Consider the following 20,880-nt stretch of genomic DNA (forward strand, 5'->3'; position numbering starts at 1 on the left):
GGGCGACGGATCAGAGCTTCTCTCCGCCGAGCTTATAGGTCAGTTGCAGGAAGAAACTGCGGCCGACGCTGTCGAACCAACTGATGTCGTAATAGGGATAGGCGGTGTAGGTCGGATCCTTGACCGGCTTTTCATCGAGCAGGTTGGTGACGGTCAGCGATCCGCGCAGATGATCGGTGAAATCATATTGCAGCGTCGAATTGAACAGATAGCTCGCCTTGATATAGCCATCCTCGCCATAATTGGGCAGCTTGCCGAGCCGGTTGCCCGATACCGTCCATTTCAGCCCTTCGACCGAATAGGTGATGCTCGCGGTCGTCTTGTCGCGCGGGATATAATAGCTGCTATCAGCCGCCAGCTTGTTGATGACCGGATCGCCGTCATATTGGCGGAAATCGTGATCGAACACATGGGTGTGCGCGACCGACAGGGCGAATTCGCCGAAGCTGGTCGGCAGCCGGCCATGGATCGCCACGTCGATGCCGCTGGTCTTTTCGTGCGAGACGTTGATCGGGTTGATCGAGACCGAGTCGAGTTCGCCCTCCAGCACGCCGCTGGTGAAGCGCTTCACGCGCGTGAGGGCATCCTGGCAGGTCGGCGTGTTGATATCGACCGGCGCGCCGCCCTCCGTCTTGCGCAGGCGGCAGTCCGCTTCGGTCCTGAGCAGCCTGTCGATGCTGAGATCCTGGACCTGGTTGGAAAGCGAGACCCGGAAATAATCGACCGAGACGTCGAAATTGCGTGACGGCGCCCAGACGATGCCGGCGTTCAGCGATTTGCTGGTTTCCGGCTTCAGCAGGCGATTGCCGTTGCGCTGCGCGACGATGCCGACCCCCGAATAATCGCAATCGGCGATATCCTCGTCGGGCTGATCCCTGCGGCAGAGATAATAATCGTCGGCCGAAGGATGGGTATTGCCCGGCCCGGTGAACACATAATGGAGGTCGGGCGCGCGGAAGCCCGTGCCATAGGCGGCACGGATCAGCAGCGTCGACGTCGGCCGCAGTTCCAGCCCGCCATTATAGGTGAACTTGCCGATGTTGCTGCCGGCGAAGCTGAAATGATCATAGCGCGCCGCGCCGGAAATCTGGAGGAAGCTGGTGACGGGCACGCGCAACTCGCCGCCCAGCGCCCAATGGGTACGCCGGCCGACGCCGTCACTGTCCTTCAATCCGTAATAATAGTCGGTCAGCGCCAGCGGGTCGGGATTGAGGTCGTAGCCCTGCTTGCCATATTCGCCGATCGCGGCGAAGCCGATCGGGCCGGCGGGAAGCTGGAACAGTTCGGTCGTGTTGATCGTCGCCGAGAAATTGTCGGTCCAGCTCCGGGGACGATAGATGCTGTTGACCGCGATGCTGTCATATTCCGCTTCGGTCAGCGGCTTGTAGAGCCGGCTCGGATTGGCGTTGAAGATCGGATATCCGCTGTCCGGATCGACGCCGAGTTGCTGGCCCAGGAACAGCGTATTGGCCTTGGCGGCGATCACCTCGGGGAATTTCACCACCGACCTGTATTCGCTGTGGTTGAACGAGACTTCGTAGTTCCACGTTTCCGCGAAATTGCCCCGAACGCCCGGCGTGATGCTGAACGTCTTCTGCTTGTTGCGGATCATCGTCTTTCGGAAGCCGCCGGCTTCCTCGGGCGTGAACTGCCGGGACCAGTCGTCGAGCACGCCGTCATAGCTGTTGTAGAAGGTGGTGTCGCTGCTGCCTGACGCGTCCTGGAACGCCCAGCTCAGCACATCGGGCATCAGCGCGACATTGCTGATGCCGAACTGCGCATCGACGAACAATTTGGCGGTGTCGGACAGTTCGTATCCGGCGGATGCGAAGCTGTTGAATCCCTTGCGCTGCGAAATGACGGTGCCGTAACCGATCGAGCTCCGGCTGCCGCAGAAATAGCCGGGGCCGTAATCGTCGATCACCGGATCATATTCGCCATAGCGCGCGCGTGAGGTGTAGATGGTGCTGCCACGATTGAGATAGGCGAGGCTGGCGCAGGTCGCGGCGCCCGGATCGACATAAATGTCCTCGTCGGGATTGTAGCGCAGGAAGACGCGCCGGGCGAGCGGCGTCACCGGGTTGTCCTCCGTGCTGTCCTGGATCTTGCGCGTATAGGCCCAGAGCGGCCGCTGATGCAGATATTCGATGCCGCCGACGATGTTGAAGCGATCGGTGGACCAGCCGCTGGTCAGTGTGGCGCGGTGCGACATGCCGCCGCCATGCTCGGTAAAGCCGGCGCGATAGTCGATGGTGGTGCCATCGACGCGTTCCTTCATCTTGAAGTTGATCACGCCCGCGATCGCGTCGGACCCGTAGATGGCCGACGCGCTGCCGCTCAGCACTTCGACGCGTTCGATCAGGCCGACCGGCAGGTTGGAGATGTCGGTGAAATTGCTGCGGCCCTGGAAGGGCAGCGGGAAATCCGCGATGCGCCGGCCATTGACCAGCACCAGCGTATGATTGGGGCCAAGCCCGCGCAGATCCACCTGCTGCGCGCCCGGCGTGAAGCTGGCACCGCTGAACGATTGCTGGCTCTGCGTCTCGCCGCCATTCTGGGTGACCGCGCGCAGAATGTCCGGAACGCTGGTATAGCCGTTCGATCGGATCATGTCGGAATTGATCACCGTGATCGGCGCCGGCCCTTCTTCGGATACACGCGGAATACGCGATCCGGTGACGATGATTTCCTCGGAGGGCGCGGCGTCGCCCTGGGTGTCCTGCGCGAGCGCGGGCGCGACCAGCGCGAAGACGCCGCATCCCAGCGCCAGTGAAATCCGAAATGCATTGCGTGCGATCATCATCGACACCCCCTGGTTCAGCCGAGCGTCCTTCCCCAGTGACGATCGGAATCTTCGTCAAATTATGATCAGAAAAGCATATATGCAAATTTTCTGACACGATTTCGGTAGCAACATTGCATCCGCCATGCGACAGAAATAGCGTTTGGATCGTCGGTTTGCGGTTTTGCGGTGCGGATTGGCAACAGTGGCGCTCCGGTCGACCATGTCGGAGAAGCGGATGAATTTGCTCAGGCTCATCGGAAGCATCCTGCTTGCGACATGGCTGGCAGCGGGGGCGATTGCGGCGCCCGCGAATGGCCTTGCGCATTATGTGGCCGGCGATCCCGCCGCGCCGACGCCTGGGCCGGTGTCGGGCGGCCTGCTGCTGATGGGCGGCGGCGATCGCGACCTCGCGGCGATGCGCTGGTTCTTCTCCAAGGCGGGGCAGGGGCATATCGTGATCTTGCGCGCATCCTATGGGGGCGAGGCGAGCGAGGAATTCTATCGTGAGATCGGCGGCATCGCTTCGGCGGAAACTTTCGTTTTTTCCGATCGCGCGGCGTCGGGCGATCCACGGATGCTGGCGCGGCTCGCGCGCGCCGACGGCATTTTCATCGCCGGCGGCGATCAGGCCAATTATGTGCGTTACTGGAAGGGAACGCCGGTTGCCGCGGCCCTCGACGCGCATGTCGCGGCGGGCAAGCCGATCGCGGGAACGAGCGCTGGGCTCGCGATGCTCGGCGAGCGGCTTTACGGCGCGATGGACGGCGGCAGCCTGACGAGCGCCGAGGCCCTGGCCGATCCGTTCGGTCCGGCGAATACCATCGAACGCGATTTCCTCCATATCGCGCTGTTGCGCGGCATCCTGACCGATACGCATTTCAGGGAGCGCGACCGGCTGGGGCGGCTGATGGCGTTCCTTGCCAAGGCGCAGCAGGGCGCATCAGGTCGGGAGCGGCCGATGCTGGGGCTTGGTGTCGACGAGGATGCGGCGCTCGCGGTCGAACCCGATGGCACGGCCCGGCTTTTCACGCCCAAGCCCGATGGTGCGGCCTGGCTGGTCGATGGCAAGGCGTTGCGCGGATTGCGAGCAAAGGGACCGTTGACCGTCGCGCGCGTCGATGTGACCGGGGTTGGCAAGGGCTCCGTGCTGCATCTGCCGGCGGGCACTGTCGAGAGGCCGAGTTTCCGCCGCGTCTACCGGCTCGCTGGTGGCAGGATCGACGAATTGCCGCTCCGGAAATAGCGTTCAGCTCCGGCGGCGATGTCCGTCGCTGTCGAGTGCCATGTCGCGCAATTCGCGCTTCAGCACCTTGCCGATCTCGCTGCGCGGCAGCGCATCGATCTCGACGATGTCGCTGATCCGCTGGGTCTTGCCGACGCGTTCGTTGAGCCAGTTGCGGATCTCCGCCGCCGGGGTTTCGTTTCCGGCACGCCGGACGACGAAGGCGACGGGTGTCTCGCCCCATTCGCTGGACGGCATGCCAACCACCGCGACATCCTCGATCGCCGGATGCTCGCGCATCGCGGCTTCGATATCGGAGGGATAGACGTTGAAGCCGCCTGAGATCACCACATCCTTGCGGCGATCGAGCAGGGTGAGGAAACCGTCATCGTCGAAGCGGCCGATATCGCCGGTGCGGATATAGCGGCGGCCCTGCTCGTCATACCATTCGGCATCGCGCGTCTGCGCCGGGCGATTATGATATTGCCGCATCATCAGCGGCGAATGGCCGACGATCTCGCCCACGCTGCCCGGCGGCAACAGCCGGCCATCCTCGTCGATCACACGCATGACATGCCCATCGACCGGCACGCCGACCGTGTCGAGCTTGTCTGGATGGAGATGGGCCGCAAGCGTCGCGGTGCCGCCGCCTTCGGTCATGCCATAGATCTCGATGAGCCCGCCCGGCCAGCGCCCTAGGATCTCCGCCTTCAGATCGGCGGCGAAGGGCGCGCTGGTGCAGGTCTTCATCCGGAATGCCGACAGGTCGAACCGGTCGAATTCCGGATCGCTCATCAGCCGCCGATACTGGACGGGTACGAGCATGGCATGGGTGACGCGGTGGCGTTCCGCGAGTTCGAGGAAACGCCGCGCGTCGAACTTCTCCATCAGCACCAATGTGCCGCCATTGGCGAGCGCAGGCACGACACTGACGAGCGTGGTGTTGGAGCAGAGTGGCGTCGAGATGATCGCCACCGCATCGGCCGCATAACCGGCCATCCGCCCACGCAGGACATGCTGCCAGCGCATGAAGTGATCCTGGACGATGCCTTTGGGGCTGCCGGTGGTGCCTGAGGAATAGATGATATTGAATATGTCCTCCGGCGCCAGTGCCACCGGCGTGGGTGCGGTACCTTCCGCCGGCAGCCAGCGGGAAAGCGGCATGCCGATCGGCGCGTCCTCGTCGAACGCGATCACCGTCGCGTCGGACAGTGCCTCCGCGAAGCGCGCGCCGGTCGTCGTATCGACGAACACCAGTTTCGCACCGCTGTCCGCGACCACGGCGGCGAGCGCGTCGGGACTCGACGAGGTGGCGATCGGCGCGACGATACCGCCGGCCCGCAGGATCGCGAGGAACAGCGCGATATGGTCGATCGATGTCGCGGCGACGATCGCGACCACGTCGCCCTTGCCGATGCCGTCGCGCTGCAGTCCGGCGGCGATCCGGTCCATGCGGGCGTCGAGTGCGCCGTAATCGAGCTGCGTTTCGCCGTGGATCAAGGCGATATGGCCACCGGCGTTGCGCGCATGGACGCGTACAAGGTCTGGCAATGCGGCGAAGGTGTCGAGCGGCATGGCGATCGGTTCCGCGTGCATGGGTCAGCCGGCCGGCCGCGGCTCGATGACGACTTCGATCCGGCCCGCGCGCGTCGCATCGATCTGCACGAATTGATCCGATGCGACGATGTCCGCACTATCGTCGCCCGTGACCCGCGTCGAGAAGCCTTCGGGGTATCGGCTGCGGGGCACGTAGATCCGGCTCGGCCCGGCGATCGCGGGATCGGCATCGAACCGGAGCGTGAAGCGGCGCGATGCCCGGTCGAAATGCATGCTGCCGATCCGGCCCTGAACGGCATGTGCGAAGGGACGGCAGAAGCCCGCGATGGCTCGACCGCCAGAATCGGGGTCGGCGGAATCGGGATCGGCGGGATCGACCTGCTGATCGAGCGAGAAGATCGACAGATCCTCCTGGTTCCAGTTGTCGCCGATGCGCAGGTCGTTGCGGTTCGACGCGGTGTAGTTCCACTGCGTCGCATGGAGCAGCAGCGCGTCGAGCGCGTCGTACATCAGCCCGAGCAGGAGGACATGCTTGTCCCAGATCGCAGGATCGCGGGTGCCGTTCGCCCAGGCGTCATAGGCTTCGCCCTCGTCCAGATCGAAGGGAATGCCGAACTCGCCGACCAGCGAAGGCGCGCCCTGTGGTGAGAAGCGCTCGGCCGGCGCGGCCTTGTGCGCCATCTGGTCGATAAAGCGCGCCAGCACCTGTTCCTCGCCGGAGGCGCGTGCGCCGGTCACGAAATCGAACGAATTCTGCGGGTCGAAGCTCTTCAGATAGAGCGTCGAGGCATCGTACCAATGGCTTGCATTGACCGTTCGTTCGGGCATCGCGACGGGGAAGGGGCGGCCGGCGGCCGCGCCCATCGCATCGAGTTCGGCGAAGACCAGCCAGTCCGGATTATGCGCGCGGACTGTTTCAGCGACCTTATGGAAGAGCGGGCCGAAGCCGTCCTCCGAAACGGTGATGCGGCGGCCGTCGCGCGTGCGGAAGAATTCCTCGTCCAGTGCGGCCGCGACGCCATTCTGGATCGTGTAGGCGCCTGCCGCCTCGAACGGGCAGTTGATGCCGTCGCGCCAGATCGAGATGCCTTGCGGATTGACCACGCCGTGGCCGGCAGGCTCGGCGATGCTGGTTTGGGCATTGCGTTTCAGGATCGGCACTTCGACCGGCAAACCGCGCGCGGCGGCGAGGCCGTCGAGCGCGGACATCGCCTTGCCAGGGCGCGCCCGCGTATTGTTCTCCTCGCTTGGCGCGACATGCCGATAGCTCAGCCGCTCGCCGATCCAGCCCGTGCCCGGCTCGTTGAGCGTGTCGAAGCCCAGGACGTGCGGCATCTCCCGTATACGCCCCGCGACCGCGTCCATCGATCCCAGATAGTGGCGCTGCAGATAGTCCTGGATATTCTCGCCAGCGACGCGGCGATCGGGCGTCAGCAGCCGGCCGCCCCAGAACAATGTCCACATGATCGCATTGGCGGGCAGGCGGTAATTTGTGCCCCAGCTCATCTGCGGATAATCGTCCTGGCGCTTCACACCGCTCGCATAGTCATAGACATGCTGCATCACATGCGCGGCGCCGGCGGCGTGGAATCTGGTGAAGTCGAGCCCGGCCGCCTCGAAGGTCCAGCCCGGTGCGCCGTCGCCGCCTGTCATCCGGCTCCAGACGTCCTGATGGAAATCGACGAAGAGATAGAGGCCATGATGCGCCGCGCGGCCGCAGATTTCGGTGAAATAGTCCAGATATTCCTGGTCGTGCAGGCCGGGCCCGGCATGTTCGACCGCTTCCCAGGTGGTGAGCAGGCGCAGGCAGTTGAACCCCCAATGCGCGAGCCGGCCAAGATGCGCGTCGGCCTCCGCTACGGCAAAGGGGCGCCCGACGAACGACGCTTCGCGGTGATCGGCGAAGTCGCCCGGAAACTGCGTGCCGCCATCGGGCCAGGGCACCTTGCAGTCGCCGCCCAGATTGACGCCGCGCAGGATCACCTGGCGGCCGCTCGCGTCGACGAGCCTTGGTCCGTCGATGCGGATGGTCGGAAGATGCGGGTTGCGGCCGGCGCTCATATGTTCAACCTTGCTCAAATTGATCGATCACCATAAAAATGGATCGAAAACATACAGTCAAGGCAAATTTATATCGAAAATTGGCGCCAAGAAGGCGCTGACGGTGGAGGGTGGAGAGTGTCCGAAGGCGAGCAGGGCGCGCAGCGCCTGAGCATGAAGCGCAAGGCGGGGTTCGCGATCGGCGACTATGCCTGCAATCTCTATTGGCAGAGCATCTCGCTCTTCCTGATGTATTATTACACCGACGTCGTCGGCCTGCCGGCGACCACGGCGGGCCTGATCTACATGATCGCCTCGATCTTCGACGGCGCGATCGATCCGGTGATGGGCGCGGTCGCGGATCGTACGCGCACGCGCTGGGGGCGCTACAGGCCTTGGATCCTGATGGGTGCGGTCCCGCTCGGCTTCTCCTTCGCGGCGCTCTACTGGAAGCCGGCGCTCGACGGTCTCGGCCTGATCGCTGTCGTGCTCGCGACGCATCTGGTGTTCCGCGTCGCCTATACCGCGGTCTCCATCCCCTATTCCTCGCTGACCGCGCGGATCACTACCAGTTCGGACGAGCGCAACGGCCTTGCCGGCTTCCGCATGTTCTTCGCGACGCTGGCGGGGCTCACCATCTCGTTCCTGACCCAGCCGATGGTCGCGCTGTTCGGCGGTGGCGATCAGGCGCGGGGCTTCTTCTACGCCGCCTGCACGATCGCGCTCGTCTCCACCTCGATCCTGCCGCTCGTCTTCCTGGCGACGCGTGAGCCCGTGCTGGCATCGGACAATCAGCCGATGCCCCGCATGCGTGACTATTGGCGATCGATCCGCGTCAACCGCGCCTTCTGGCTGGTGATGGTGGCGATCACCTCCGCCGCCCTGTGCAGCACGGTGATCGGCAAGTCGGTGCTCTATTATTTCAAATATTTCGTCCATGATGAGGGGAGCGCGCGCTATGCGCTCTCGATCAAGTCCGCCGCCGGCCTGTTGATCATTCCGAGCTGGGTCTATGTCACCAAGCTGACGGGCAAGCGCGGCGCCTGGTTTACCGCCACCGGCTGGGCGCTGGTCGGTCTCGCGATCTTTTCGCTGCTCGATATCCGCGACGTCGTTGGCGCGTCGCTGATGTTCCTGTTCCTCCATGTCGCCATATTGGGGCTCAACATGACCTATTGGTCGATGCTGCCCGACACCGTCGAATATGGCGAATGGCGCTCGGGCGTACGCGCTGAATCCTTCATCTTCGGCTTCGGCATCTTCTTCCAGAAGGTCGCGCTCGGGCTGGCGGCCGGTCTGCTCGGCGTGATGCTGGATCTGGTCGGCTATATCCCCAACCAGCCCCAGACCCCGGAAACGCTGGAGGGGATCAAGCTGATCATCACCGTCTTCCCGACGATCGGGCTGATTATGGCGGCGGTCGCGATGTGGCTCCATCCGCTCCGGCGCGGCGAGCATGAGCGCATCTCACGCGAACTGGCCGAGCGCCGGCTGACTGTTACTCATGCTGGCGATTGAGTCATTTGCGATCGACCAATTGACATAAGCCAAGATTCGGTCGAAAATCATCATAATAACAATATACGAATCAAATATAGGGGAGAATGGGATGATCGGCTCCGGGATTCTGTCGTCCGAATGGGTGCGTTTCCGTCGCGTACTGTTGTGCGGAACGGTTTCTGGTCTTGCATTGGCCGCGTCTCCGGCATTCGCCGCCGACGGGCAGGCCGCACCCGCTCAGGCGGCCGAGAGCGAGGCCGATCCGGGGGACATCGTCGTCACCGCACAGAAGCGTGCGGAGCGGTTGCAGGATGTGCCGATCTCGATCGCGGTGGTCGGCGGCGAGACGCTCTCGGCACTCAACCTCAACGAGGCGACCGACCTTCAATATATCGTGCCCGGCGTGCAGGTGCTCAACGCCGCCGGCCCGCGCAGCTTCGGCTTCTATATCCGCGGCATCGGCACGACCTCCTTCTCATCGGAGTCGGTCGAGGGTAGCGTCGCCTATGTGATGGATGGCGTCGTGCTCGGCCAGTCGGGCGCTTCGCTCGCCGATCTTCCCGATATCGAGCGGATCGAGGTGCTGCGGGGCCCGCAGGGCACCTTGTTCGGCAAGAACGCATCGGCGGGCGTGATCAACGTCGTCACGCGCCGCCCGTCCGATCATTGGGAGGGCAGGGTTTCGGGAAGCTGGGCCTGGCCGCTTAACGAGCGCAAATTCTCCGGGCTCGTCACCGGGCCGATCAGCGACGACGTCCGCGTACTGTTCTCGGCGCGCCTGAACAAGCGTGACGGCAATGTCGAGAATGTGTTCGACGGTCGCCGGCTCAACAACCGCAACGATTATGGCTTTCGCGGCAAGATCGAGGCGACGCCGAGCAGCAATTTCACCTCGACATTGATCGGCGACTGGTGGCGCCGGCGCTCCGATTGCTGCATCTGGACGCTGCGTTCGGTGACGGTGCCGCCCAATGCGATCGAGGCCAGCCAGATCGCGGCGGGCATCGTGCCGTCGCCGACCAACGAGAAGCAGAACGTCAACGGCTTGGTCCGTTCCGATATCGATAGTTGGGGCGTCTCGCTCGACAATGAATATGAGACGGACAGCGGCTATGCGATCAGCTCGATCACGGCCTTCCGGTCGTGGCACACGATCGACGGCCTCGATACCGACAGTTCGCCGACCAACATCTACGACGTCAATTATGCCGATTTCGACCAGCGGCAATTCTCGCAGGAATTGCGGCTGACCTCGCCCAAGGGTGGGCTGATCGACTATGTCGCGGGCGTTTTCTATTTCCACAGTTCCGTGACGTCGGTGTCGTACCAGGACAACAAGTCGAGCGCCGCCGCCTATGCCGGCCGGGTCGTCACCAACAATGCGACCACCGACAATTACGCGGTGTTCGGCCAGGCCAATATCAATGTCGCCAAGAATTTCCGGCTGATCGCGGGCGCGCGCTGGCTCAGCGAGACGGCGACCGCGAACAAGCTGCGGCTCGACACGCGCAGCAGCGCCACCCAGTTCGCCCAGGCCAAGAAGACCGATACCGGCTTTGTCTGGCGGTTGGGCGCGCAATATGACCTGAGCCCGGACGCCAATGTCTTCGCGACGGTCACGCGCGGCTTCAAGGCCGGCGGCTACGATACCGGCATCGGCTTTCCCGAATTGCGCAACGTCGATCCGGAACGCCCGACCAACTGGGAACTGGGCGTGCGCACGAGCTGGCCGGATGCGGGGCTGACGGTCAACCTGACCGCGTTCCATCTGACCGTCGACAATTATCAGATCTCCGCACGCGCGCCGGGGCCGACCTCGATCTATTATCTGATCAACGCGGCGAAGCTGGAATCCAACGGGGTAGAGGGCGATATAAGCTGGCGGCCGCGCGGCGACGTGGATTTCACGCTCAGCGCCAGCGCATCCTATATGGACGCAACCTTCAAGAGCTTTCCCAACGCGCAATGCTTTCCGGGGCAGACCGCGGCGCAGGGCTGTGTCGGCGGGCAGCAGGATATTTCGGGCACGGTGCTGCCGCACGCGCCCAAATTCTCCGCCAATCTCCAGGCCAGCTATGTCGATGCGCTGGGCGGAGGACCGGTCAAGCTGCAGCTCGACGCCAACATGAACTATCGTTCGGCCACCGCGCAGGGCTTTCCGGTCTTCGACGCGCTGATCCAGCCGCGCTACGCATTGGTCAACGCATCGATCGCGATCGCGAGCAGCGACGATTTCTGGCAGGTTCAGCTTTTCGGACGAAACCTGACCGACAAGAATTTCGCGACGACGATCGGCGGAACCGTGCTCGGCAGCGCGGGCAACACGCAGCAATATCCGCTCTACGAGGCGCGCCGCGTGATCGGCCTGGGTTTCTCGCTTAACTTCTAAAGATTCGATCGAATCGAGGAAATCGACGGCGATTTCGCAAGAGACTATTCATCCTGCCCCGGCGGTGCTTAAGGTGACACATCATCCGTCAACCGAAAGGGCTGCCGTGGCGCGTCTGGTTTCCGTCGCAACCTTCAAGGATCCCCGCCTTCAGGCCGGAATCGATGTCCGCACCAATCCCACCCAGGCGGCGGCGCACTGGTTGCGGCGCGACATCGTGCGCGGCGTGTTCGAGCCGCTCGAACGGCTGAAGGTCGAACAGCTCACCAAATTCTACAATGTCGGCCACAGCCCGGTGCGCGAGGCGATCCTGCTGGTTTCGGCGAGCGGCCTGGTCGTGCACGAGCACCAGAAGGGCTATCGCGTCGCCGGCATATCATCGACCGACTATGCCGATCTGATCGATATCTATCAGCGCACCTATCATCTCGCGCTGACCATGGCGGTGGAGCGTGGTGACGAGGATTGGGAGGAACGCGTCGTGCTGGCGCTGCACCGCTCGATGAAGATCCGCAAGGTGATGACCGATGCCGAGCCCGAGGATCGCGAGCTGTGGCAATATGCGTACAAGAATCTGCACAACGAGATCCTGTCCGGCTGCGGATCGCCGCTGCTGATCGGGATCGTCGGCGATCTGGGCGATCGCGCCGAGCGCTACGTCAATCTCTGCGCCGACATGGCGACCGATCGTGAACGCGACAGCCATGCCGAGCACCGCGTGATCGTCGATGCGATCGTCGCCGGCGATGTCGATCACCTCAATGCGTTGCTCGATCGCTTCTTCGAGACCGGCGAACCGATGCGTGTCTCGATCCGCGCGTCGCTGGCGGCGCTCGAGAACAAGCCGCGCCGACGCCGGGCCGCATCGGCGGCTACGCAGTCCACGGCAGCATAGGCGCCGCGCGATGGAGCGGCTGCGCATCGGCCTGTTGGGCGCCGCGCGCATCGCCAGGGCGGGCATCGTCGATCCGGTCGCGGCGGAGCCGCGCGCGGTGCTGGCGGCGATCGCCGCGCGCGACCCCGGCAGGGCGGCGGATTTCGCGCGCGAACATGATGTCGCGATCGTCGCGGCCGACTATGCGGCGCTGGTCTCCCATCCCGGGATCGATCTGGTCTATGTCGCGACGCCGCCCGCGCACCACGCCGAATGGGCGGCGCGGGCGATCGCACAGGGCAAGCATGTGCTTGTCGAAAAGCCGTTCGGGCTGGACGCGCGCGAGGCCGAGCGCGTCCTCGCCCTGGCGCGGGACAGGGGCGTTCGCGTGTTCGAAGCGATGCATTCGCCGCATCATCCGCTCTTTCGCAAGGTCGAAGCGATCGTCGCGAGTGGCGTGCTCGGCCCGATCCGTCATGTCGTCGGTCGGTTCGATGTCTTGCTGCCGCGCACGCCCGGCGAATTCCGCTGGGATGCCGCCCAGGGCGGCGGCGCACTGATGGATCTGGGCGTCTATCCGCTCGCCTTTTGCCGCAGGCTGCTGGGCGAGGCGTTCGAGATCGAGTCCGTGACCGCCGATCTGGTCGAGGGGGTCGATGCCGATTTCTCGGCAAGGCTGCGCTTCGATGGGGGTGTGATCGCGGAGGTTTCGAGCTCGTTCACCAAGCCTGTCGTGATGGAATTGGCCGTCGCGGGCGATCGCGGAACCCTGCTTGCCGACAGGATCGTCGTTCCGCACCGGGGCAATCGGCTCGAAACAAGGATCGAAGGCGAGATCCTGATCGAGGAGGTGTCGGGGCCGAGCAGTTGGACCGCGCAACTGAACGCGATCTGCGACACCTTGCTCGATGGCCGGCCATTTCCACTGCCCGAGGATGATTTTGTCCATTCGATGCGCGCGATCGACCGAATCCGCGCCGCCGGCGGGTGGTAAGCCGTCAAAATAGATCGAATCTGTTGACTGTATCGGATTTTAAATAAACTATTCCCGCAACGAGACTGCGGGAGGATTCATGGCGTCGGTACCCAATACCAATGACGGGTCGGCGCGCGCGCCGCGTCTGCTGCACGGGATCAGCTTCGTCACGCCCGCCGCCTTGCCCGAATGGTCGGCTGGCCCCAGGGGATCGACCGAGGAGATCAACGCCGCGATCAAGGCGGCGGGTTATGAAGCATTGCAGACCATCGAGCCGGACAAGGCGGTCGCCGCCGGCCTGATCCCGACGGGCATGATGCGGATCTTCGACGATGTGGCGCAGATGCGCGAGCGCGTGCGCTGGTTCCGCGATGCCGGATGCGATTGCACCACCGTCCATCTTGGCACCGGGCTGGAAAGCGACGACGAGATGACCCGCCTGGCCGAGGCGATGCTGGAGATCGCGGAGAGCGAGCGGCATCCGGTCTATCTGGAGACGCACCGCGCGACGATGACGCAGGATATCCGGCGCACGCTCGACCTGATCGAACGCCTGCCCGAACTGCGCTTCAACGGCGATTTCGCGCATTGGTATATCGGCCATGAATTCACCTATGGCGACATGGAGATGAAGTTCGTGGCGCTTGCGCCGGTCTTCGATCGCACGCGCTTCCTGCATCTGCGTGTTTCCTCCAACGCCTTCGGGCAGGTGACCGCAAGCGACCCGGCCGAGGCGCGGCATACCGATTATTATCGGCGGATGTGGACGGCGGCCTGTGAGGGCTTTTTGCGATCGGCCGGGCCGGGCGATTATCTGGCCGTCCATCCCGAACTGCTGCCCGCGCGCGCCTTCTATCCCAAGATGGTGCCGGGGCCCGATGGCGAGATGCGCGAGGAAAGCGACCGCTGGACCGAGGCGCGGCATCTGATCGACATCGCCGAGCATTGTTTCGCCGCTGCGCGCGCCAATCTTGCAGTCGCCGCATGAGCGCGCCCGCGCAAAAGCTCGGTTTCGGACGGATCCTCGGCTTCACCGTCGGTGATTATGCATTCAATCTCTATTGGCAGAGCGTCTCGCTGTTCCTGCTCTTCTTCTACACCGACGCGGTGGGGCTGAGCGCGGGCGTCGCCGGGCTCATCTACATGGTCGCCTCGATCTTCGATGCGGCGATCGATCCGTTCATGGGCGCGATCGCCGATCGGACGCGGACGCGCTGGGGGCGATACCGCCCCTATATCCTGTTCGGCGCGCCGTTCACCGGCATCGCCTTCATGCTGCTCTACTACAGGCCGCCGCTCGAAGGGGCAGGGCTCGCGCTCTGGATGCTCGCCGCGCACATCATCTTCCGCATCGCCTATACCGTTGCGTCGATCCCCTATACCGCGATGTCGGCGCGGATCACGCCGGACTCGCTGGAGCGCGGCACCATCGCGGGCGGGCGCATCATCTTCGCGACACTGGCGGGCCTCACCGTCGCCAGCCTGACCCAGCCGCTGGCCGCGATGCTTGGCGGCGGCGATACCGCGCGCGGCTTTTTCTGGGCGGCGGGCATATTCGCGCTGATCGCCACGATTGTCCTGCCGCTCGTGTTCCTCGCGACGCGCGAGCCGGAGGAAACCGGGCTCGACAAGGGGCCGGAGCGGCTGGCGGATTATTGGCCGGCCCTGCGCGACAATCGCGCGCTCTGGGTGGTCGTGATCGCGATCTGCACCGGCGTGGTCTGCTCGACCGCGCTCGGCAAATCGGTGCTCTATTATTTCAAATATTATCTGGGCGACGAGGCGGCGGGCCGTCAGGCGCTGAGCGTGACGGCGGCGAGCGGCCTGCTGATCGTTCCGGCCTGGGTCTATGTCACCAAATGGATCGGCAAGCGTGCCGCCTGGCTGGCGGCGGTCGTCTGGGGGCTGGCGGGGCTCGGTTTCTTTGCGCTCGTCGATATCCGGTCGGTGGGCCTCGCCATTGGCTTCTTCGTCTGGATGCATGTGACGAGCCTGGGGCTGGCGCTGGGTTTCTGGTCGCTGCTGCCCGATACCGTCGAATATGGCGAGTGGCGCACGGGCATGCGGACGGAAAGCTTCGTCTTTGGGCTCGGCGCCTTCTTCCTCAAGGTCGCGTTGGGGCTGGGCGCGGGGCTTTACGGCTGGTTGCTGGAACTGATCGGCTATAGCGCCAATGTCGCGCAAAGCGTGGAGACGCTGGCCGATATGAAACTGCTGATGACCGCGCTTCCTGCCATCGGGCTTGTCCTGGCGGGCGCGGCGATGACCTTCTACCCGCTGCGCGGCCGGATGCACGACGATATCGTGCGGGAGCTGGCGGCGCGGAAATGAGGCGCCTTGCTTCGGGGATGCACGATTACAGTATGGTGGCTTACGCGTTCAATCCGCCGGCACGACCATGAATTGCCGCTCGGGATCGTTCTGCGTGATCTGCTCGCCGTTGACGATCGTGTAGGCACCGTCGGGCGCATATTGCAGGATATAGGCCTTGCGGACGGTGCCGTCGCATAGATTGGGGCCGGTGCGATGCGGCGCCAGCGACGAGAACAGGATGATGTCGCCCGCCTTGCCGGGGACGGCCACGCCCTGCGCGTCCTCCAGGCATTTGAGGCCGATCGGCGTTGCCCAATGCTCGATCGTCCCGCCACGATGCAGGCCGGGCACGATCCAGGGGCAGCCATTCTCCTCGTCGACATCGGCCAGCGGGATCCACAAGGTCAGATATTGCTGGGGCTCGATAAAGGTATAACCATTGTCCTGATGCCAGGGGAATTCCTGCTTCCTGCCTGTCTTCTTGTAGACCGATTGATCCCAATAGAGCCGGACGCCACCGCCGATCAGATCGTGCAATATGGCGCGAATGGCGGGGTGGGCGGCGAAATCGCGCAGCCTCTGTGACTTCTTCACGATATGCGCGGTGAAGGTGATGGTGCCGGCGGAAGTAAGCCGGAAGCTGCCGCCTTGTTCTTCGGAGACATAGGTTTCGTAAGCCGCCTCGATCGGATCGATCGCCTGCATCACCGAGTCGATCTCCTGCGGTGTGAACACATTCTCGATCCGCAGGAATCCGTCGCGATCGAAGGCCGCGACCTGCTCGCGCGTAAGCGCGCTGAGCATTCGCTCTGCCGGTACGTCCTGCCATTGGAAATCGCGATTGAGCGGATGCGGTTTGGGTTGAGTGGCGATGTGCATGAAACTCGCATTTCGGGAGGCCCATGCCTCGATCGATTCGATTTATTTTATCTATGTGATCGATTCTCTATCAAAAATGAAAAGTGATGACAATTCGGATCGCGAATGCGCGGCATCTCGGCATTCGAATGGCCCGGCCTGCGAGGCTCCATCAGCGATGTCAGTCGAGTGGCGAGAGATTGCCCAGAATGGCGACGAGCGTGACGATGACGGCGGCGAAGGCCGCTTCGCATCCGATACTTGTCCGCAACGCGTGCCGTGCCGGTGCGGTGTCTACCGCGTCTCCATGCAGACGCGGGGTCAACCGCCAGCGATTGTTCGCGGCAAGCGCGAGCATCGCGAGAAAGGCGAGGAGCTTGAGGGCGAGCAGGCGCCCGTAAATGGTGTCGGGCAGCCGGGCGAGCGCGTCCGTACTGACGACGAACCAGAGATTGGCAAAGCCGGTCAGCAGGATCGACCCGACGAGGATCGACCCCGCTGTGCCGAAGCGTGACAGTGCATCGTGCAACCGGACGGTTGCCGTCGACCGGTCGACGATCATCGCCAGCAACAGGACCAGCGCGCCAATCCATGCGCCGGCCGCGAGCAGATGGAGGATGTCGGTGGTGCGGTGGACTATGCCCGCCAGTCCCTCATGCATCGCGGCATGGCCCGACCAGGCGAGGCTGGCGAGTGCGGCTCCAGCGAATATGCTGGCGATGCCCGGGCGCCATGCGAACGGCACGACAAGCGCAAGCGCTGCCGCACGAACCAGAAATGCGCGCCCCGGATCGGTTTCGAGCGCGATCATCGTCACGGTTTCGCGGTCGAGCGTCGCCAGCGTCGCGCCGGCCATGCCTGCGGCCATGGCGACGAAGCCGAACAGGCTTGCAGTCAAGCCCGCGACCGCCAGCACGGTCAACCAGCCCGGCCGCCGCGCTGCTCCGTCGCCATGGAGCGGGTAGGCGGCGAGGCCGAAGAGCAGCAGCAGATCGAGATGGACGACGAAGCGAGTGATCGCCGAGGCCGCATCGATCATCGCATCACCGCACCGAGAAGCTGTGCGATCCCGTGATGCGGTGCGTATCCGACGAGACGACATGCCAATCGACCCGGTAGCTGCCCGCCGGAAGCTGCGAGGCGGCCTTGACGACGATCGTCTTGCCGTCGGGGCCGACGGAGGCGGCTGCCTTCATCGGCATGTCGGGATGGTTCTTCATGCCGGGCATGCCGGTCATGATCAGCTTGGCGCCCGACAATTTGGGCATCAGCTTCTCGCTGAAGCTGAGCGTGATCGTGGCGGTACGCGGCACGCTGGCATTGGCGGCCGGATTGGCGCCGACCAACGACGGATGCGCCATCGCCGCCACGGGGAACAGCAGCGCGGCGGCGGCCACGGAAAGCAATAGTCTCAATTCCAGTCTCCTCGACGTTGCGATCATTCTACGCGACGAAAAGCCGCGCCCCTCGTATCTTCGCACCATTCTTTCGGACGCTCACACGGGTGCCATGCATTAAGCGACGGTTGCAATTGGCGGCCCTGATCCCATAGTCGTCCGCGAATTGCCCGGACGCGTCATGACCAGCACGGCACCTTATGTCTTCAAGCCCCATGAACGCCCGACGCTGCCGGGGTCGCCCGCAAATCCCGATCATCCGGAACGGCGGCGGCGCTTCTATTTTGCGATCGGCTGCCTGATCGGCATCACCGGCGGCCTCGGCAACGCGCTGGTCACGGTCAATCTCAATTTCGCGCAAGGGACGCTCGGCCTCAATAGCGACGAAAGCGCCTGGCTGACCGCCGCCTATTTCATGACCAACGTCACCGCGAACCTGCTGCTGGTGAAATATCGCCAGCAATTCGGGTTGCAGCCCTTCATCCGTTACACGCTCGCCACCTACGCGCTGGCGACGCTGCTGCATCTGTTTGTCCATGGATTCTGGACATCGGTGGCGGTGCGCGCGGTCAGTGGCATCGCGGCCAGTGGTCTTTCGACGCTGACCATCCTCTATCTGATGCAGTCGATGCCGGCGGCCAAGCGATTGGCGGGCGTGATGATCGGCATCAGCGTTCCCCAACTCGCCACGCCGCTGGCGCGCGTGCTGTCGCCCGGCCTGCTCGACTGGGGCGACTGGCATATGCTCTATTGGTTCGAATTGGGCCTGGCGCTTGCGACGCTGGCGGCGGTGATGGCATTGCCGTTGCCGCCCAGCGAGCGCGAGAAGGTGTTCGAGCCGCTCGATTTCCTCACCGTCGGCCTGCTCGCGCCCGGCCTGTGGCTGCTGATCGCGGTGCTGTCCGAAGGGCGCATCCAGTGGTGGACAGATCGCGAATGGCTGGGCTGGGCGCTGGCGGGCAGCGTCGTCATGATCGCGGCTGCGTTGCTGGTCGAGCATCATCGACCCAATCCGCTGATCAACACGCGCTGGCTGGGCACGCGCGAGATGCTGCGGCTGATGCTGATCGCGGCATCGGTGCGGATCCTGCTGTCCGAACAGGCTTTCGGTTCGGTCGGGCTGCTCACCGTGCTCGGCATGCTCAACGATCAGATGGTGACGCTGAACCTGATCGTGCTCGCCGCTTCGATCGCGGGGCTGGTGACCGCGATCGTCACCTTTCGCCCGGACAATGTCGCGCGTCCGATCACCATCGCCGTTGTCCTGATCGCGGTGGGCGCGTTCATGGATGCTGACGCGACCAATCTGACGCGGCCGAGCAGCCTGTATCTGAGCCAGGCGATCATCGGCTTCGCGGCGCTGCTGTTCATGGCGCAAGCAATGGTGATCGGCATCGCGCGGACCTTGCTGGCCGGCCCCAAGAATTTCATCAGCTTCGTCGTGCTGTTCAGCCTGAGCCAGAGCATTGGCGGACTTGCCGGCAATGCTCTGCTCGGCACTTTCCAGGTGATTCGCGAGAAGGTGCATTCGCACGAACTCGTCCAGTCGATCGTGATGACCGATCCGCTGGTCGTGGCCAGGATCCGCGCCGGATCGGGCGCGGTTTCCGGCGTGGTCGGCGATCCCGCGCTGCGCGGCGCCGAAGGGACTGTGCTACTGGCGCAGCAGGTGACGCGCGAAGCGCATATCTTGGCGTTCAACGATGTGTTCATGCTGGTGGGCGTGCTCGCGGTGCTGACGGCGCTTTGGGGGTTCGCGATCCGCTGGTCGATCCGCCGACGCGGCGAAATCTCGCCAGTAATCCAGTTGCAGCAGCAGATGATGCAGGCGCAGGGCGCCAAGGAGCAGTAAATGGCCGAAACCACCGCCGATCCCGCACCCGAAAGCGATCCGCAGATCGATCCGCCGCCCGGCGGCTGGCGTCCGCCGGCGAAGGGCAGGGCGGTGATAATCGCGATCATCGGTATCGCGGTGCTGGCGGTGCTGGCGATCCTTTATGCGTGGCAGTTGCCGCCCTTCGCGGGCTATGCCGAAAAGACCGACAATGCCTATGTGCGCGGCCGGGTGACGATCATCAGCCCGCAGGTGAGCGGCTATGTCACCAATGTGGCGGTACAGGATTTCGCCGAGGTGAAGGCGGGGCAGGTGCTGGCGACGATCGACGACCGCATTTATCGCGCCCGTGTCGCGCAGGCGCTGGCCAACGTCGGCGCGCAGGAAGCCGCGCTCGCCAATTCCGCGCAGGCGCAACGCTCGCGCGAGGTGGCGACGCAGAGCCAGGATGCCGCCATCGCCAATGCGCGCGCGCAACTTGTCCGCGCCCAGGCCGATATGCGCCGCGCCGACGCGCTGATCGCCGACGGATCGATCTCCGCGCGTGAGCGCGATCAGACGCGCGCCGCTCTGCTCGCGGCGCAGGCGGGCGTGCGTCAGGCCGAGGCGGGCCGCGCCATCGGCACGCAGGACGTGCGCACCGTGATCGTCGGGCGCAGCGGGCTCGAGGCCGGGGTTGAGGCGGCGAAGGCACAATTGCATCTTGCCCAGATCGACCTCGACAACACCGTGATTCGTGCGCCCACCGATGGGCAGCTTTCCGAGATCGGCGTCCGCAACGGCGCCTTCGTCACCGCCGGCACGCAGCTGATGTTCCTGGTGCCGCACGATCTGTGGGTGATCGCCAATCTCAAGGAGGCCCAGACTCGCCGGATCGCGATTGGCCAGGGCGCCAGCTTCCGCGTCGACGCGCTGGGGGGCGAGACCTTGACCGGGCGGGTGGAGAATCTGGCGCCGGCGGCGGGATCCGAATTCGCGGTGATCAAGGCGGACAATGCCACGGGCAATTTCGTAAAGGTGGCGCAGCGCATCGCGGTGCGCATCCGCATCGATCCGGGCCAGGCAGCCGCGCGGCGGCTGCGTCCGGGCATGTCGGTCGAAGCGCGGATCGACACGCGCGGTGCCGCCCGGTGAC

At 64.2% G+C, this 20,880-nt stretch carries 15 protein-coding genes; 9 read left to right on the forward strand and 6 right to left on the reverse strand.

Annotation, left to right across the window (positions count from 1 at the left end):
* Window positions 1-10: 10 nt before the first annotated feature.
* Complete coding sequence (locus tag ACODTA_RS14225) at window positions 11-2,803, reverse strand: TonB-dependent receptor plug domain-containing protein (RefSeq protein ID WP_489066568.1); 2,793 nt, start codon at window positions 2,801-2,803, stop codon at window positions 11-13.
* A gap of 217 nt (window positions 2,804-3,020) precedes the next feature.
* Between ACODTA_RS14225 and ACODTA_RS14230 the strand changes: the two genes are divergently transcribed.
* Window positions 3,021-4,028 (forward strand): cyanophycinase, encoded by a 1,008-nt coding sequence (locus tag ACODTA_RS14230; RefSeq protein ID WP_489066569.1) that lies wholly within the window; start codon window positions 3,021-3,023, stop codon window positions 4,026-4,028.
* 3 nt (window positions 4,029-4,031) lie between these two features.
* Here the strand turns inward: ACODTA_RS14230 and ACODTA_RS14235 are convergent, their stop codons facing one another.
* Both ACODTA_RS14235 and ACODTA_RS14240 read right to left on the reverse strand, forming a co-directional pair.
* Window positions 4,032-5,603 (reverse strand): class I adenylate-forming enzyme family protein, encoded by a 1,572-nt coding sequence (locus tag ACODTA_RS14235; RefSeq protein WP_489066570.1) that lies wholly within the window; start codon window positions 5,601-5,603, stop codon window positions 4,032-4,034.
* A 3-nt stretch (window positions 5,604-5,606) separates the two neighbouring features.
* The gene (locus ACODTA_RS14240; RefSeq protein WP_489066571.1) at window positions 5,607-7,625 is read right to left on the reverse strand and encodes a cellulase family glycosylhydrolase; all 2,019 of its coding nucleotides are present in this window, start codon (window positions 7,623-7,625) and stop codon (window positions 5,607-5,609) included.
* A 117-nt stretch (window positions 7,626-7,742) separates the two neighbouring features.
* On the opposite strand from ACODTA_RS14240, the gene ACODTA_RS14245 reads away from it, so the two are divergent.
* The 6 genes from ACODTA_RS14245 to ACODTA_RS14270 all read left to right on the forward strand — a co-directional run bounded on the left by ACODTA_RS14245 (window position 7,743) and on the right by ACODTA_RS14270 (window position 15,674).
* A complete protein-coding gene (locus tag ACODTA_RS14245; protein ID WP_489066572.1) occupies window positions 7,743-9,122 on the forward strand; it encodes an MFS transporter in 1,380 nt (459 codons plus the stop codon).
* Window positions 9,123-9,213: 91 nt separating this feature from the next.
* Window positions 9,214-11,493: a TonB-dependent receptor gene (locus ACODTA_RS14250; protein WP_489066573.1), complete on the forward strand. Its 2,280-nt coding sequence runs from the start codon at window positions 9,214-9,216 to the stop codon at window positions 11,491-11,493.
* Between the two features lie 106 nt (window positions 11,494-11,599).
* Window positions 11,600-12,388, forward strand: coding sequence for a GntR family transcriptional regulator (locus ACODTA_RS14255; protein WP_489066574.1), 789 nt, complete (start codon window positions 11,600-11,602; stop codon window positions 12,386-12,388).
* Window positions 12,389-12,398: 10 nt separating this feature from the next.
* A complete protein-coding gene (locus ACODTA_RS14260; RefSeq protein WP_489066575.1) occupies window positions 12,399-13,361 on the forward strand; it encodes a Gfo/Idh/MocA family protein in 963 nt (320 codons plus the stop codon).
* A 79-nt stretch (window positions 13,362-13,440) separates the two neighbouring features.
* Window positions 13,441-14,331 carry a hypothetical protein gene (locus ACODTA_RS14265; protein ID WP_489066576.1) on the forward strand — a complete coding sequence of 297 codons (891 nt, stop codon included), beginning with the start codon at window positions 13,441-13,443 and terminating at the stop codon, window positions 14,329-14,331.
* The gene (locus tag ACODTA_RS14270; protein WP_489066577.1) at window positions 14,328-15,674 is read left to right on the forward strand and encodes an MFS transporter; all 1,347 of its coding nucleotides are present in this window, start codon (window positions 14,328-14,330) and stop codon (window positions 15,672-15,674) included. The genes ACODTA_RS14265 and ACODTA_RS14270 overlap by 4 nt, the downstream gene beginning before the upstream one ends.
* 48 nt (window positions 15,675-15,722) lie before the next feature.
* On the opposite strand, the gene ACODTA_RS14275 is transcribed toward ACODTA_RS14270, so the two are convergent.
* The 3 genes from ACODTA_RS14275 to copC all read right to left on the reverse strand — a co-directional run bounded on the left by ACODTA_RS14275 (window position 15,723) and on the right by copC (window position 17,956).
* Window positions 15,723-16,535 carry a phytanoyl-CoA dioxygenase family protein gene (locus ACODTA_RS14275; RefSeq protein WP_489066578.1) on the reverse strand — a complete coding sequence of 271 codons (813 nt, stop codon included), beginning with the start codon at window positions 16,533-16,535 and terminating at the stop codon, window positions 15,723-15,725.
* 160 nt (window positions 16,536-16,695) lie between these two features.
* Window positions 16,696-17,553, reverse strand: a complete 858-nt coding sequence (copD, locus tag ACODTA_RS14280) for a copper homeostasis membrane protein CopD (RefSeq protein ID WP_489066579.1) — start codon at window positions 17,551-17,553, stop codon at window positions 16,696-16,698.
* A 4-nt stretch (window positions 17,554-17,557) separates the two neighbouring features.
* Entirely contained in the window at window positions 17,558-17,956 is a 399-nt protein-coding gene (gene copC, locus ACODTA_RS14285; RefSeq protein WP_489066580.1) for a copper homeostasis periplasmic binding protein CopC, read from the reverse strand.
* 136 nt (window positions 17,957-18,092) lie between these two features.
* Between copC and ACODTA_RS14290 the strand changes: the two genes are divergently transcribed.
* Together ACODTA_RS14290 and ACODTA_RS14295 are read left to right on the forward strand one after the other, a co-directional pair.
* Window positions 18,093-19,763 (forward strand): MFS transporter, encoded by a 1,671-nt coding sequence (locus ACODTA_RS14290; protein ID WP_489066581.1) that lies wholly within the window; start codon window positions 18,093-18,095, stop codon window positions 19,761-19,763.
* A complete protein-coding gene (locus tag ACODTA_RS14295; protein WP_489066582.1) occupies window positions 19,764-20,879 on the forward strand; it encodes an HlyD family secretion protein in 1,116 nt (371 codons plus the stop codon).
* Window position 20,880 lies beyond the last annotated feature (1 nt).

The sequence above is a fragment of the Sphingomonas sp. FG14 genome, from assembly GCF_057809675.1.